This is a genomic window from Bifidobacterium sp. LH_449, from assembly GCF_056356755.1.
The window spans coordinates 95,663-111,157 of the sequence record NZ_JBKEUV010000005.1 but is presented as its reverse complement, the minus strand read 5'-3'; the positions used below and the strand labels follow the sequence as shown (position 1 = coordinate 111,157).

Sequence of the window (15,495 nt, the reverse complement as noted above, 5' to 3'; positions counted from 1 at the left end):
ACGTTTGCATGTGATGTCGTCGAAGTCGAATATGTCGCAGCGCTTTCGGCGGCTCCGGTATTCGCTGTTTCCTGCGGCAATCACATATGATTATTCGGACGGAACATCATGCGGAAATCACCGAATAGGTGGCGTCGTCGCGCAGGGCGATCTTGCCGTCGATTTCCAAAGTGCTGAGCAGTTGTGCGGCCTGATCGCGATTCAGTCCGATCGCATTCATCACGTTTTCGCGCGTGATCGCCTCCCCACGCTGCGTCAACGCGTGCAATGTGACCTGCTCAAGAGGCTCGATGATCACGCCAAGCAATTCGTTCAACTGTTGCTGCGTCATGGTGTCGTCAATCTGCATCTTGTTCAACGCGACGCTACGCAACGGTGCGCAGGAAAGCACGCGCGCATTGGACAGCAAGGAAGACGCGTCCGCGGCGTTGTACGAGCGGATCTGCGGGAACATATACCGGATGGCCTTGCGGCGAGGGGCCTGCCCGTCATCTGTTTCGGCATTGAGAACATCATTGGAATCATGCCGGCGATCGTGCAAATCGTCATCGCCGTCGACCGGCGCGGTGCGTGGCAGCACGACGGCGACGGAGGACGGGCCGACGCGCAGCTGCGGGCTGTCGGGCGCCTTCTCATAACAATCCATGATGCATTGGATGCCGATGCCGTAATTCTTGCACAGACGCAGCGCGCTGAACAGATCGGCCATCCGGGGATTGCGCGGCTGCGAAACGCCATTGAGCAGATCATTGACCTCCAAGCCCTGCACAAGGCCGCCCAGTGACACGATTTCAACGCGATCGGTGAACACGTTCACCAACGTCGGGCCGGAAAACTCGTAACTGCGATGCAGTACGGCATTGACCAGCGACTGTTCCAACGCCTTCGACGGCCAATCGGGGTCCGGACAATGTTCTCTCAGAAAACGCATCGTGTCGTTCAGCTGCACCACCACCGAATCGGTGCATGTGAAATGCTGCACGATATTGCGCTTCGACGTGGAATCGAAAACCGCGCATTTGATCGTGAACGGGCATTGGTCGGACATCAGCAGCGCAAGATTCGTGAAGGCCGTGGCGGACTCGGATTCGCCGATGGACAAGTGCATGTTGCGCATCATTTTGCCGGACCATGGTATGTTGGCCGTCGCGCAGGCCGCGGTAAGAGCTTTGAACGTCAACTGCTGCGTGGCGCTGATGCGTTGTTCGAACGGTGCGGTGCCGTTGTATCTCGCCGTGTACGCGGAATCGACGTTTGCGCCGGTGCCTGCCGCTGCGCTCGAACCGGCGCCTGAACCGGCGTTCACGTCGGCACCGACGAATTGGTCGGCGAAATTGTCATGTCCGCTGGTGTCCTGAATGCTGCCCATAGTTCGATAGTAACTTTTCCGCGCTACTTATGACGATCCGCGCACACATCGATGATGTGCGGAATTCCACGCATCATCGATCGCCGTTTGCCGGTGGCTCTTCCAATATCGTTACAGAGACCGATATGAATGAGTGCGCGTGATTTTGCCGGATCAGGAATCGCAATGATCCGTGCCCGTCAGCGGTCGGAAGGCGGGCATGGACCATTCGCGTGCGGCGCCCCCGACTGGACTCGAACCAGCAACCTGCGGATTAGAAGGCCGATGCTCTATCCTTTGAGCTACGAGGGCAAGCAAGCAAACATCATACATCATTGCTCCCATGGCGTGTCAATATGGCGATTCCTGTGCGGCTCTCCGTAAAGTATGTGGCCATGGATATGGGTGAATGCACCGCGGCCGATGACGACGCGGTCGCGCTGCATGGCGGCGGAAGAGGCGAAGGAATCATCGCCATCGAACATCTGACCAAGGATTACGGTCGGGGAAGAGGCGTGTTCGGCATCGATCTCGACGTGTACGAGGGGGAGACCGTAGGTTTTCTCGGCGCAAACGGCGCGGGAAAGACGGTGACGATGCGTTCGCTGATGGGTTTCATCAGACCGGACCGGGGTTCTGTGCGCATATTCGGCAGGCAATGCTTCCGCGAACGTGCCGCCATCCAGCATGACCTGGGCTACCTGCCGGGCGAGGTGGCATGCCCCGAACGCATGACGGGGCGGGAGTTCATCACGTTCATGGCCCGGATGCGCGGCAACGTCGGCATGAAGCGCGCCGACGAGCTGATCGAACGGTTCGATCTTGACCCGACCATCCGTATCGGCCGCATGTCCAAGGGAACGAAGCGGAAAGTGGCGCTGGTGTGCGCGTTCATGGGAAAACCGCGCGTGCTGCTGCTTGACGAGCCGACCAGCGGCCTGGATCCGCTGATGCAGGAACGGTTCGTGGAACTGCTGGCCGAGGAGCGTCGGCGTGGCGCCACGATTCTGCTGTCCTCCCACATGTTCCCCGAAGTGGAACGCTCCTGCGACCGTGTGGCGTTCATTCGCGCCGGACATGTCGGGCGCGTGGCGTCGATGGCCGAGCTGCGCGCATCACGGCGGCGCCCAAGCCATATGGCCGGCCGTGGCGATGGCTGTATCCGCCGTCGCGATCACGGGCGCGTCCATGGCGGTGTTCTCACGCCGTGATCTGGCGCTGTGAGCCTCGAGGCACGGCATATTATCCGCGCAACGCCACACGAACCGCGCCGGCGATATGCGCAGGAGTCAGACCGTACCGTTCGAGCAGATCCCCGGTGGGAACCCTGTCGGTGAACTCCTTGCCGGCGCCGAAGCATACAGTCCGCATATGATGCCCGGATTCGCCGTCATGATTGGCGTAATACACGGCGACCTTCGCGCCCCATCCGCCTTCGAGCTGCCCGTCCTCCACGGTGACGGCCAGCCGATGGCCGGCGCGCAGCCTTTCCAGCGTCGCAGTGTCCAACGACGAAAACTGGTGCGGGTCGACGACCGTCGCCGTGATGGACGGCCCGCCGCACTCCGACGTTCCGGACAGCATGTCGGCGGCCTCATACGCCAAAGGCAGCATGTTGCCCAAGCCGAAAATCACCACGTCGGAGCCCTCTCGCACCACGTCATAGCGCAGCCAGGGGCATGAGCCGTCTCCTTCGCATCCGGAAGAGACACGGGCCGCATCAGTCGCCGCCGCGGTACGCCCCGCCGTCGCCTCCCGCTCCTGCCGTTCGGCGTCCGCGCGGCGCTCTCCGGCAAGGATGCGCTCGCCGGGCACCTGAATGACGACGGGCCGGCAATTCGACGGCCCGGTCGACCAGGCCAGCATGTCGCGGAACATGCGCTCGCTGGTCGGTGCAAGGCAGGTCAGGCCGGGAATGTTTGAAAACAGAGGAATATCGAACGCGCCTGAATGCGTGTTGTCCGTGTTGGAAATGCCCGCGCCAAACGACAGCAGCGTCACCGGATTCGCGTTCAGCGACAGTTCCTGTTGCAATTGGTCGAACGTGCGCTGGAAGAACGTCGACGACGTGGCGACGACTGGTCTCCCGCCCGCTTTGGCGATGCCGGAGGCGAACGCGACGGCATGCTCCTCGGCGATGCCCACATCGATGTAATGCGAGCCGGCGCGGCTGCGGAATTCCCGTGTGATGCCGTTCGATCCGGGGGTTGCGGGGGAGATGACCACCAGTCCGGGCTCGTGCGCGAACCGGGCTTCCAGATCGCGCATGGCAAGCTGCCCGTAATGTTTGCGCGCTCCCAGCGGACGGCCTTGCGCGCTGTCGGCGTCGATCCAATGATTGGCTTCGCAGCGTCCTTCGTCGGCGGCGTCACCCGGCCCGAGTCCGAGGCCCTTGGTGGTGTGGATATGCACGACGACGGGATGGTCGATATCCTTGACCTGTTCGAATGCCGCCACCAGTTCGGCCACGTCGTTGCCGCGCTCCACATAGCGGTAGTCCAGTCCGAATGCCTGGAACAGATTGGGCTGCGCAGTGCCGTTGGATGCGCGCAGTCTGGCGAGCGTGCCGTACATGCCGCCGAAATCCTCGGCGATTGACATTTCATTGTCGTTGACGATGATGATGAGATTGCCGCCCTGCTGCGCGGCGTTGTTCAATCCTTCGAAGGCGATCGCGGAGCTGAGCGCGCCGTCGCCGATGACGGCGATCACATTGCCGATGGCGCCGTCGCTTTGCTGCGAATTTTGCTGATGATCACAGGTTGCAGCGGCTTTCGCTGGATTATGCGATTCCGTTGGATTCTGCGTTTTCGTAAGGTCGCGTGCCTTCGCAAGGCCGCAGGCCAGCGAAATGGAAGTGCCGGTATGCCCCAGCACGAACTGGTCGTGCTCGCTTTCCCACGGATTCGTAAAACCGGTCACCGAATCATGCGATGCGGGATCGAGATACGCTTCGGCGCGGCCTGTCAGCATCTTGTGCACGTAGCTTTGATGCGACACGTCGAATACGATGCGGTCGACGGGGGAGTCGAACACGCGATGCAAGGCGACGGTCGCCTCCACGAATCCCAGATTCGAGCCGATATGCCCGCCATGTGCGTGGCCGTAGGCGATCAGCGTGCTTCGAATCTCCGCACATAGGCGTGGAAGGTCCTCCCGAGGCAACGCATGCACGTCCGCCGGGCCTGTAATGGTGTGCAGAATGCCGGCGGTCATACTTTTGCCTCCCCTGGAATCAAGTGCGGAACTCTCTCAAAAGCGACATAATAGCCTCATCCGTCCCGCCAGGCCCGACTTCACCCACATACCCGCAACATCTCCCCATCCCGTAGATATGGTGGCACAATGGTGAGGAGATCCGCGTAAACGGCAATGCCGCGCATTGCCACGAATAGCGCCGCGAATGAAAGGAACGCCAATGAAGGCCGTATATGCTGCAGGAATCGATTATGACGACCCGCTGTCCGTATTGGAAGTGGGCGAGCTCGACGAGCCCCAGCCGCAACCGATGTGGTCCACGTTGTCGGTCAAGGCGGTCACCGTCAACCATCATGATATTTGGAGCCTGCAAGGCGTGGGACTCTCGGCCTCGCAGACGCCGATGATCCTCGGCACCGACGCGGCCGGCATTCTTGAGAACGACGTTCCGGGCCGCAAAGACGTGCACGCCGGCGACGAAGTCGTGCCATACACGTTCATCGGCACCGACGGCCACGGCGTCATGCCTGCCGAACGCCGCAGCATCCTGTCCGAACGCTACGCCGGCACCATGGCCGAGAAAACCATGGTCCCCTCGGCCAACATCTTCCGCAAGCCCGCCAATCTGACCATGGAGGAGGCCGCGGCCCTCGGCACCAGCTGGCTGACCGCCTATTCGATGCTGTTCACCTCAGCCGGCGTCAAGCCCGGCGATACCGTACTCATCCAAGGCGCCGGCGGCGGCGTCGCCACTGCGGCCATCCAGCTCGCCCACGCCGCAGGCCTGGAAGTCTTCGTCACCTCACGCAGCGAAGCCAAGCGCGGGAAGGCCGTCGCGCTCGGCGCGGACGCCGCATTCGAAAGCGGCGCGCGCCTGCCGCATAAAGTCGACGCCGTCATCGAATCCGTCGGCGCCGCCACCTGGAGCCACTCCGTCAAATCCGTACGCCCCGGCGGCACCATCGTCACCTGCGGCGCCACCACCGGCGACCAGCCGGGCGCGGAATTGACGCGCATCTTCTTCCAGGACATCCGCGTGCAAGGCAACACCATGGGCGGCCGCGACGATTTCGGCAGACTGCTGCGCTTCGTCGAACACGCCGACCTGCATCCGATCATCGACGGGACATACGGCATCGATGATGCGCCGGCAGCCTTCAAACGCGTCATCGACGGCGATGTCTTCGGCAAAGTCGTCCTCACCATGTGATTGCCGATGATTCCTGATGGTCGCGTAATCATTGCAAAATACGGCGGCGACGGATCACGGCGGTCGCCGCCGGCGAGATATGCGACGCCGCGACCGCGCCGCTGCCTTACGTCGCCCGGCAATCGCCTTTCAATGGACAACGCCTAGGCGTACAGTAAAAGCATTCTCAATAAGGTGGAGGTTATTGATATGACAGACAGCAAGCCCGAAGTCGCCGTGATCATGGGATCGGCCAGCGATTGGGAGACGATGAGGCACGCCTGCGAAACGCTCGACCGCTTCAGCGTGCCGTATATCAAGCAGGTCATCTCCGCGCATCGCACCCCGGAACTCATGGGCGAATTCGCGCATGAAGCCCGCGCCAACGGCCTGAAGGTCATCATCGCCGGCGCCGGCGGAGCCGCCCACCTTCCGGGCATGGTCGCCGCCCAGACCACGCTGCCGGTCATCGGCGTGCCGGTGCGGTCGCATGCGTTGTCCGGCTGGGATTCGCTGCTGTCCATCGTGCAGATGCCGGGCGGCATCCCGGTGGCCACCACCGCCGTGGGCAATTCCGGTGCGACGAACGCGGGTCTGCTCGCCGTCAGCATCCTGAGCACCACGGACGCCCGACTGGCCGAAGAACTGCAGGCATACCGCGACGAACTGAAGGAAAAGGTGGCTGAATCCAATGCCCAGCTTGTCTGAGGAAACCAAGGGCGTGGTCAAGCGCCTGATGCCCGGCTCCACCATCGGCATCGTCGGCGGCGGCCAGCTCGGCCGCATGATGGCGTTGAGCGCGAAATACATGGGATTCCGCGTGGGCGTGCTCGACCCGACGCCGGACTGTCCGACCGCGCAGGTCGGCGATTTCCAGATCGTCGCCGACTACGCCGATAAGAACGCCATCCGCGAGCTCGCCGAACGCAGCGACGTGCTGACATACGAATTCGAAAACGTCGACGCCGACGCGTTGGATGAGGTGCGCGGCGAAACGGCCGTGCCGCAGGGCACCGAACTGCTGCGCGTCACGCAGAACCGCATCGCGGAGAAGACCTTCATCAACGAGCACGGCATCGAAACCGCGCCATGGCGCGCTGTGAACGATAACGCCCAGCTTCGCGCGGCATTGGAGGAGATCGGTTATCCGGCCGTGCTGAAAACCTGCGAAGGCGGCTACGACGGCCATGGCCAGATCGTGCTCGGATCCGAAGACGATCTGCCCCGCGTGTGGCCGGACGATGATTTCCCGCCGGCCATCCTCGAAGGCTTCGTCGATTTCGATTTCGAAGCGTCCATCCTGGTCTCCGGCGACGGTGAACATTACGTGACCTTCCCGATCGTACGCAACGTGCACAAGAACAACATCCTGCATCTGACGATCGCGCCGGCCGAAGTGTCGTCCGAAGTGGCGGCCAAAGCCCATGAACTGGCCAAGACGCTGGCCGCCGGCTTCAAGCTAGCCGGCACGTTGGCGATCGAACTGTTCGTCACGGCCGACGGCCGCGTGCTGGTCAACGAGCTGGCCCCGCGTCCGCATAATTCCGGCCATTACACGATCGAAGCCTGCTCGATCGACCAGTTCGACGCCCACATCCGCGGCATCGCAGGCTGGCCGATCGCCCAGCCGGAACTGCTGAAGCCCGCCGTCATGGTCAACGTGCTGGGCCAGCATGTTCAGCCGGTACGGGGGGCGCTTGGCGAACATCCCGAATGGAACGTGCACGATTACGGCAAAGCCCAGGCGAAGCACAACCGCAAGATGGGGCACGTCACCGTGCTGACGGACGACACGGCCGCAACCGTGGACGCAATCGAGGCTTCCGGCTGCTGGGACGACCTCAAGGAGGCCTGATCCGGGCATGGGGGAGCGCATTGTGCGTCAGACCAGGCAGAAGGATGCGATCCGTGAGGCCCTGCGCGGCAGTGACGAATTCATTTCCGCGCAGGACCTGCATCGCAGGCTTGAGGATTCCGGCATACACATCGGCCTTGCCACGGTGTACCGCCAGCTGAACGCGCTGGCCGATTCCGGCCGCGCCGATACCGTCCGTCTGGACGGCCAGCAGCTGTTCCGCCTGTGCGGCGACGACGGGCATCACCATCATATGGTGTGCACGTCGTGCGGCAAAACCGTGGAAATCGATCCGCCCAGTGAAATCTGGGTAAGGAAGATCGCGGAATCCCACGGTTTCACCGTCGAATCGCATACAGTGGAAATTTTCGGCCTTTGCCCCGAATGCCAGGCCCAATCCTAATCGCAAGGCCGTCTGCAAAGCGTCTTGCAAGGCTGTCGCGTTCGCTTGCGAAGCCGGTCCGCAAGGGCATCCGCGAGGCCGTCCCGCAAACGCCGCCTTGCACAATCATCCGCACAACCAATGCAAGGCCGTCTCGAAACATCAGCCGCAATGATCATCCGATAACTTTCAGGGATATTTCAGGGACGGTTCCGGATATCGTCAGGGACTGTTCCGCGAACTGTCGCAATAAGCTGAAAAATATGGGGCAATCGTAAAATTTGCACGTGATATTGCGGTTGCCGCAGAAAACAGGTAACAATGGAACGCGGCGCGATTATGCGATGCAAATTTGCGACGACGACTATGAATGGTGATGCGTGTAATGACTAATCCTGCAGCGAACGACCAGATCGAGGAACTCGATATTCCTCTTGCCGACAGGTCTGCTTCGGCGGCGCGGAGGCGCAAGCCCTTCCCCGGCTGGCTGTACGCGGTGCTGTTTTTCGTATTCGATTTCTGTGCGGTGGCGATACTGCAATGGGGCGTCACCCTGCAGAGCACGCGCGTGGAATTGTCGAGCCCGTTGAATGGTCTCGGCGATCTTCTGGCGAAAATGTTCACGAATGCGAATTTCGTATTTCTGTTGAATATGCTGCTGATCGGCATCGTCTATACGATTCTGCTGATGCTGTTCAACCGTTTCTGGATCGCGACGCCGATATTGCTGATAATAGCGATAGTCATCGCAGTGATCGAGCATATGAAAATCGAAATTCGATATGAGGCGATTCTGCCGTCGGATTTGAATTTTCTCGGGTCGAATACCGGCGATCTGATGAGCTTCCTGCCGCCGGGCGCGCAATGGATCATTCTCGGCGCGGTCGCAGTGGGCGCGGCCTTCATCGCTTTGTTCGTATTCTTGAATCATATCGACGCCCGTCATGGCCGCCTGTTCTGCGGCGACATCCGGGTGAACATCATCAGCCGGCTGCTGCTGATCCTACTGCCGGGCCTGTTCTTCACCGTGTACGCGATGCAGGTGTCGACGGTGGATTCCTGGGCGAACCGTTTCTCGCGGGCCATGGGCGACATCCCATCCATGTGGGATTCCGTATATGACGCGCAGCGCAACGGTCCGGTCGTCGCTTTCGTGCGTCAGCTGAATCCGAAGGTCATGGATGACATCGACGACTACAGCGAGGAGACGATGGAGGAAGTCGCCGCCCGCTATGAAGAGGCGGCCGACGAAATCAACGAGACCCGCACCGAGAACATGACCGACAGCACGGTGATCTACGTGCTGTCCGAATCCTTCTCCGACCCTTCGCGCGTGCCCGGCTTGGAATTGAACAAGGATGCCATGCCGAATATTCGCGAGATCAAAGAGAACACCACATCGGGCCTGATGCTGTCGTCCGGCTATGGCGGCGGCACCGCAAACCTGGAATATATGGGATTGACGGGCCTGAGCATGGCGAATTTCAATCCGTCGCTGACCAGCCCCTACCAGCAGCTGGTGCCGACGGAGCATTGGACGCCGACCATCAACCAGATGTGGGGCGGCGCGCAGTATTCGATCGGCCTGCATCCGTACGAGCCTTCCATGTATTCGCGTGCGACGAACTACAAGAAGTTCGGCTTCTCGCATTTCTATACGTTGGAAGGCGAAGACGTCATCTCGCATCAAGACAGGATCGATTCTTCGCCGTACGTTTCCGATGAGGCGACCTATAAGAGCACGCTGGAACAGGTTCAGGCCACCGATGACAACCAGTTCCTGCAGGTCATCACGATGCAGAACCATATGCCGTACCACGATTGGTACAGCGATAACGACTTCAAGGCGACCTCGACGGACGCCGGAACGCCGTTGGGCGAGGACGAGACCGAATCCATCGAGACCTTCGCAAAAGGCGCGTCTCTGACCGATCAGGCCACGCAGGAATTCCTGGATGAGCTCGACAAGTTGGACAAGCCGGTGACGGTCGTGTTCTACGGCGACCATCTGCCGGGCATCTATTCCACTGCGGGCGAGGACGACAATAATTCATTGGCGTTGCATCTGACCGACTATTTCATCTGGTCGAACAAGGCCTCCGAATCCGCCGGCAACAAGATCGACAACAGCGAATACTCGTCGCCGAATTTCTTCGTGGCGCAGGCCGCCGAGCATATGGACGCGAAGGTGTCGCCGTATCTGGCGTTCCTGACGAAGATGCACGAGAAGATCGCCGCGATGGAACCGCCAGTCGTCAACAACATCCAAGGCTGGGACCGCATTCCGGAAGGTCAGAACATCTACTTGGACGCCGACGGCGATCCGATCGCCGAAAGCGATTTCGACAAGGAAACCCAGCGGCTGATGGCGGATTACAAGCTGATCCAATACGACATCACCACCGGAGAGGGGTATCTGAAGGACACCGATTTCATGGATCTGCCGTGATGGCGTGAAGCTGCGGCGGTGCGCCGGTGTGACACGGCGATGCGGCGATGCCGTAATGCCGCGATGCTGTGACGACGTGACATCGTGCCGCCGCTGATTGCGCCTTTCATTATGGGCTGCCCGCGCCTGCGGGCGGCCCATTTTCGTCGGCGCTGTGCTTTTGCCGCCATCGTCGGTATGGATCTTCGATGTTGTCGTCATCAATTTTGGGATGCCCTATTCCGGTCCCAATCTTCGCCTCATTGTTGCGATGTCGGCAGGTTGTCGCCGGCATATTGACTTTCCGACATAATATGTAAAGAACCGGTGATTATGCGATAGTCTGTTGCCTGTCGAAAGAAGGTGCGTATGGGTACGAAGAAGTATTTTGCCGGCGCTTGCGTGGTCGTCACCGGCGCCGGTTCGGGCATCGGGCGTCTGATGGCGCTGCGAATCGTCGAAATGGGCGGCCATGTGGCGATCTGGGATATCAATACGCAGGCTGCGCAGACCACGGCGGATATGGCTTGTGCCATCGCCGAAAACAATGACGGCAATGGAAGCGCCGCAACGCCGGCCGCGGTCGCCTTCACCGTTGACGTCACCGACAGCAAGCTGGTGCGCCAGGCCGCCGCCGATACGATTGCGGCCTTGGGCAAGGTGAACGTGCTGATCAACAACGCCGGCATCGTGTCGGGCGCTCCGTTCGAGGAATTGGCGGAACGGCAGATTCGCAGGACGTTCGAAGTGAACACGCTGAGCCTGTTCTGGACGACGAAGGCTTTCCTGCCGGAATTGAAGCGGCATCGTCGCGCGGCGATCGTCACCGTCGCTTCGGCCGCAGGCATTGTGGCCGTGGCGAGGCAGACCGATTATGCGGCCAGCAAGTTCGCGGCGGTCGGCTTCACGAATTCGCTGCGCAGCGAATTGAAGAAGAGCGGCTCCAACATCAAGACGCTGACGGTCTGCCCGTATTACATCGATACCGGCATGTTCGAAGGCGTGACCACGAAATTCCCGTTGCTGCTTCCGATTTTGAAGGAGGAGGATGTGGCCGATAAGATCGTGGACGCCGTCGCCAAGGGGCGTGAACGCCTGATCATGCCGCCGTTCGCCGCGGTCTCCGGATTGGTCGCGGCGCTTCCCCCGAAGATCGCCGATCCGATTTACGGATTCTTCGGCCTGAACGAAGGCATGGACGGCTTTACGGGGCGAAAGGGCTGAACGATGACGCTTCCGGTATTCGACCAGCTTCGCAGCACGTACATGTCGGGCCGTACGAAGCCGCTCAAATGGCGGCGCGCCCAATTGGACGCGCTGACGCGCCTGCTGCGCGAAAACAAGGATGAGATCACGGCCGCGGTCAAGGCGGATTTCGGCAAGCCCGCCGCTGAAACCGTGCTGATGGAAATCGATCTGGTGTTGGGGGAGTCCCGCTTCGTGCGCAATCGCATGGCGATGTGGGCGTCGCGCCACCATAAGCCGATCCATTGGCTGTTGCAGCCTGCCCGCGGATGGACGCTCGCCGAGCCAAAAGGCGTCGTGCTGATCGTTTCGCCCTGGAATTATCCGGTTTTGCTGTCGTTCGAGCCGATGGCGGACGCGATTGCGGCCGGCAACGCGGTATGTTTGAAACCGTCGGAATTGTCGCCGAATATTTCGCGTCTGATTACCCGTTTGGTGGCGCAGTATCTGGATGCTGACGCGTTCGCCGTCGTCGAAGGCGGGCCGGAGGATACGACGGAATTATTGAGGCAGCCTTTCGACCATATTTTCTACACGGGCGGCGGCCGCGTCGGCAGCATCGTGATGAGGACGGCGGCGGAGAATCTGACGCCGGTGACGTTGGAATTGGGCGGCAAATCGCCGTGTTTCGTTGATGATACGGTGAATTTGGCGACTGCGGCACGCCGCATTGCATGGGGCAAGTTCACGAATGCCGGCCAGACGTGTGTGGCGCCCGACTATGTGCTGGCGACGCCGGATGTGGCGCAGGCGTTGGCCGATCGCATCGCCGTCGCGATCCGTGAATTCTACGGCGTCGATCCGCAGGCGTCAGACGGTTTTGCGCGCATCGTCAACGAGCGGCATTTCGATAGGCTTTCCCGCCTGCTGCCGACGGATGAGGATTCTTCGGCCGGCAGCATCGTGTGCGGAGGTCGGACGGACCGTGCCGACAGGTATATTGCGCCGACGGTGCTGTTCGGCACTTCGCCTGACGCTCCGGTGATGCAGGAGGAGATCTTCGGCCCGATTCTGCCGATTCTTGTAGTTAATGACGCCGATGCGGCCATTGATTTCATCAATGAGCGCAGCCGCCCGCTGGCCTTGTACGTGTTCTCGCGGAACATGAAGGTGCGCAGGCGTTTCGAACGCGATACGAATTCGGGCGCGCTCGGCTATCAGATTCCGCTGGGACACTTGATCTCCAGCCGACTGCCGTTCGGCGGCTCCGGCTCGTCCGGCCTGGGCGCCTATCACGGCAAATACGGATTCCTGACGTTCAGCCACGTCAAAACCGTGCTGTGCAAGCCGCAGTTCCCGGACACGCTGCAGCTGGTGTATCCGCCGTTCAACGAATTGAAGGACGGCATCATCAAGCTGGTGAATCTGCTGAGCTGATTGGTTGGAGGCATATCGTCCGGCAAATCAGCGCACATAGCAGCATATAGCAATTGAGGGGATCCGATTGAAATCGAATCCCCTCAACGGATTTATTGCATGTCCCTGTGCATCAGGCGTTCAGAGCCTTGGAGCCGATGTCGTGACGGTAGAACATGCCGGTGGTGTCCAGCTTGTCGATGATCGCGTACACCTTGTCCTGTGCGGCCTTGATGTCGGCGGCGGTGGTCTCCACCAGCAGCACGCGGCCGGAATCGGCCACGAGCTTGCCTTCATCGTCCTTGGCGACGCCGGCATAGTAGACGTGGGAATCCTCATCCACATCGATCTGCGGGATCACGGCGCCCTTGATCACATCGTTCGGGTAGCCGTCGGAAGCCAGCACGACGCCCAGCGTCGCATTGTCGTCGTCCCACGTGAATTCCGGCGTTTCATTGTTCAGGATCGCGTTGACGGCCACACCCAGATCGGACGTGAGCTTCGGCAGCACGACTTCGGTTTCCGGGTCTCCGAAGCGGGCGTTGAATTCGATGACCTTCGGGCCGTCGGCGGTGGCGATCAGGCCGGCATACAGAATGCCGGTGAACGGAGTGCCTTCCTCCGCCATCGCTTCCACGGTCGGGCGCACGATGGTCTCGATGGCCGTGTCGATGACGTCCTGGCCGATCTGCGGAACCGGGCTGTAGGCGCCCATGCCGCCGGTGTTCGGGCCCTCGTCATTGTCGTAGGCGCGCTTGTGGTCCTGCGAAATCGGCATCGGCCAGAAATCGGTGCCGTTCACGAAGCTCATCAGCGAGAATTCCTGGCCTTCCAGGAAGTCCTCGACAACGACCTTCGCGCCCGCGGATCCGAAACGATGGTCGACGAAAATGTCTTCCAGAGCGGCCAGAGCGGTTTCCTCATCCATGGCGACGGTGACGCCCTTGCCGGCGGCCAGGCCGTCGGCCTTGATCACGATCGGGGCGCCATGCTCGCGCACATATGCGTTGGCCGTATCCAAATCATCGAACGTGCGATACTGGGCGGTCGGAATACTGTGACGCGCCATCAGCTGCTTGGCGAAATCCTTGGAACCTTCGATCTGCGCCGCGGCCTTGGACGGGCCGAACGCCTTGATGCCGACTTCGGCGAAAGCGTCGACGATGCCTTCGATCAGCGGCACTTCCGGTCCGACGAACACCCAGTCATATCCGTTGTTCTTCACGAAATCGATCAGAGCGGCCTGATTGGAGGAGCTCAGCTGGGTGGTGCGGATGCCGTCAAGCGCCATGCCCGGATTGCCCGGGGCGACGGTGACCTCTTCGACGCTGCCGCCGCGCATCAGCGCATGGGCGATGGCATGCTCACGCGCGCCGGAACCAATGACCAGAACTTTCATGTTGCGTTCCTTTCCTAAGTCTGCCCGTCAGACCAGTTCGACGTCGTCGCCGGTCTTCTTCGCGATCTCACCCAGCACGTATGCCGGCTCGTCGTGCTCGGCCAGAATGCGCATGGCCTCATCGGCCTTGCCGGCGTCAACGGCCAGCACCATGCCGATGCCCATGTTGAAGATGTTGAACATCTCCATATGGTCGACTTCGCCGGCCTTCTCCAGCACGTCGAAGATCGGCAGCACCGGCCAGGAGCCGAGATTGATGCGGGCGGCCAGACCGTCCGGAATCATGCGCGGAATGTTTTCGATGAAGCCGCCGCCGGTGATGTGCGCGACGCCCTTGACCACGCTTGCCTGGAACAGCGGGGCGAGGGTCTTCACATAGATCTTGGTCGGGGTGAGCAGCACGTCACCAAGCTTGGCGCCGCCCAGTTCCTCCAGTTCGGTGTCGACGGTGTAGCCGGCCTGGTCGAACAGGGCCTTGCGTACCAGGGAGAAGCCGTTGGAGTGCACGCCGGTGGAAGGCAGGCCGATCAGCACATCGCCTTCGACGATGCCGGAGCCGTCCACGATCGCGGATTTTTCGGCGACGCCGACGGCGAAACCGGCCAAATCGTATTCATCCTCGTCGTACATGCCCGGCATTTCGGCGGTTTCGCCGCCGATCAGGCCGGCGTCGGACTGCACGCAGCCGTCGGCCACGCCGGAAACGACCTGTTCCAGCAGAGCCGGATCGTTCTTGCCGCACGCGATGTAGTCGAGGAAGAACAGCGGCTGGGCGCCCTGGGCGGCGATGTCGTTGACGCACATGGCCACGCAGTCGATGCCGATCGTGTCATGCTTGCCGGTCATCTTGGCGATGACCAGCTTCGTGCCGACGCCGTCGGTGCCGGAAATCAGCACCGGCTCCTTGTATCCAAGGGAAGACAGATCGAACAGGCCACCGAAGCCGCCGATCCCGCCGACCACACCGGGACGGTTGGTGCGCGCCACATGGGCCTTGATGCGCTTGACGACCTCATAGCCGGCTTCGACACTTACGCCGGCGTTCTCATATGCCTTGGGCATGATGGTCCTTTCCTTCAGGAATGCTCCTGCGTT

General features: G+C 61.0%; 12 protein-coding genes and 1 tRNA gene. 8 read left to right on the top strand and 5 right to left on the bottom strand.

The annotated features are described in order from the left end of the window. Positions 1-106: 106 nt before the first annotated feature. Together AC1AX7_RS05735 and AC1AX7_RS05730 are read right to left on the bottom strand one after the other, a co-directional pair. A complete protein-coding gene (locus AC1AX7_RS05735; protein ID WP_476509132.1) occupies positions 107-1,369 on the bottom strand; it encodes an ATP-binding protein in 1,263 nt (420 codons plus the stop codon). Between the two features lie 218 nt (positions 1,370-1,587). After that, positions 1,588-1,660, bottom strand: a tRNA-Arg gene (locus AC1AX7_RS05730). Between the two features lie 44 nt (positions 1,661-1,704). Between AC1AX7_RS05730 and AC1AX7_RS05725 the strand changes: the two genes are divergently transcribed. Then, entirely contained in the window at positions 1,705-2,559 is an 855-nt protein-coding gene (locus tag AC1AX7_RS05725; RefSeq protein ID WP_476509131.1) for an ABC transporter ATP-binding protein, read from the top strand. A 31-nt stretch (positions 2,560-2,590) separates the two neighbouring features. On the opposite strand, the gene AC1AX7_RS05720 is transcribed toward AC1AX7_RS05725, so the two are convergent. Further along, positions 2,591-4,564, bottom strand: coding sequence for a 1-deoxy-D-xylulose-5-phosphate synthase (locus tag AC1AX7_RS05720; protein WP_476509130.1), 1,974 nt, complete (start codon positions 4,562-4,564; stop codon positions 2,591-2,593). Positions 4,565-4,766: 202 nt separating this feature from the next. Between AC1AX7_RS05720 and AC1AX7_RS05715 the strand changes: the two genes are divergently transcribed. From AC1AX7_RS05715 to AC1AX7_RS05685, 7 genes are all read left to right on the top strand, one after another. Further along, complete coding sequence (locus tag AC1AX7_RS05715) at positions 4,767-5,756, top strand: zinc-binding dehydrogenase (RefSeq protein ID WP_476509129.1); 990 nt, start codon at positions 4,767-4,769, stop codon at positions 5,754-5,756. A 189-nt stretch (positions 5,757-5,945) separates the two neighbouring features. Continuing rightward, positions 5,946-6,443, top strand: a complete 498-nt coding sequence (purE, locus tag AC1AX7_RS05710; RefSeq protein WP_476509128.1) for a 5-(carboxyamino)imidazole ribonucleotide mutase — start codon at positions 5,946-5,948, stop codon at positions 6,441-6,443. Then, on the top strand, positions 6,427-7,590 hold the full coding sequence (gene purK, locus AC1AX7_RS05705) for a 5-(carboxyamino)imidazole ribonucleotide synthase (RefSeq protein ID WP_476509127.1): 1,164 nt from the start codon (positions 6,427-6,429) through the stop codon (positions 7,588-7,590). The genes purE and purK overlap by 17 nt, the downstream gene beginning before the upstream one ends. A gap of 7 nt (positions 7,591-7,597) precedes the next feature. Next, positions 7,598-7,993, top strand: coding sequence for a Fur family transcriptional regulator (locus AC1AX7_RS05700; RefSeq protein ID WP_476509126.1), 396 nt, complete (start codon positions 7,598-7,600; stop codon positions 7,991-7,993). Positions 7,994-8,357: 364 nt separating this feature from the next. Next, on the top strand, positions 8,358-10,421 hold the full coding sequence (locus tag AC1AX7_RS05695) for an LTA synthase family protein (protein ID WP_476509125.1): 2,064 nt from the start codon (positions 8,358-8,360) through the stop codon (positions 10,419-10,421). Between the two features lie 348 nt (positions 10,422-10,769). After that, positions 10,770-11,624: an SDR family oxidoreductase gene (locus AC1AX7_RS05690; RefSeq protein ID WP_476509124.1), complete on the top strand. Its 855-nt coding sequence runs from the start codon at positions 10,770-10,772 to the stop codon at positions 11,622-11,624. A gap of 3 nt (positions 11,625-11,627) precedes the next feature. Next, complete coding sequence (locus AC1AX7_RS05685; RefSeq protein WP_476509123.1) at positions 11,628-13,022, top strand: aldehyde dehydrogenase family protein; 1,395 nt, start codon at positions 11,628-11,630, stop codon at positions 13,020-13,022. Between the two features lie 112 nt (positions 13,023-13,134). Here AC1AX7_RS05685 and purD read toward each other — a convergent pair whose 3' ends face one another. After that, positions 13,135-14,400 (bottom strand): phosphoribosylamine--glycine ligase, encoded by a 1,266-nt coding sequence (purD, locus tag AC1AX7_RS05680; RefSeq protein ID WP_476509122.1) that lies wholly within the window; start codon positions 14,398-14,400, stop codon positions 13,135-13,137. 27 nt (positions 14,401-14,427) lie between these two features. Further along, entirely contained in the window at positions 14,428-15,462 is a 1,035-nt protein-coding gene (gene purM, locus AC1AX7_RS05675) for a phosphoribosylformylglycinamidine cyclo-ligase (RefSeq protein WP_476509121.1), read from the bottom strand. Positions 15,463-15,495: the final 33 nt, after the last annotated feature.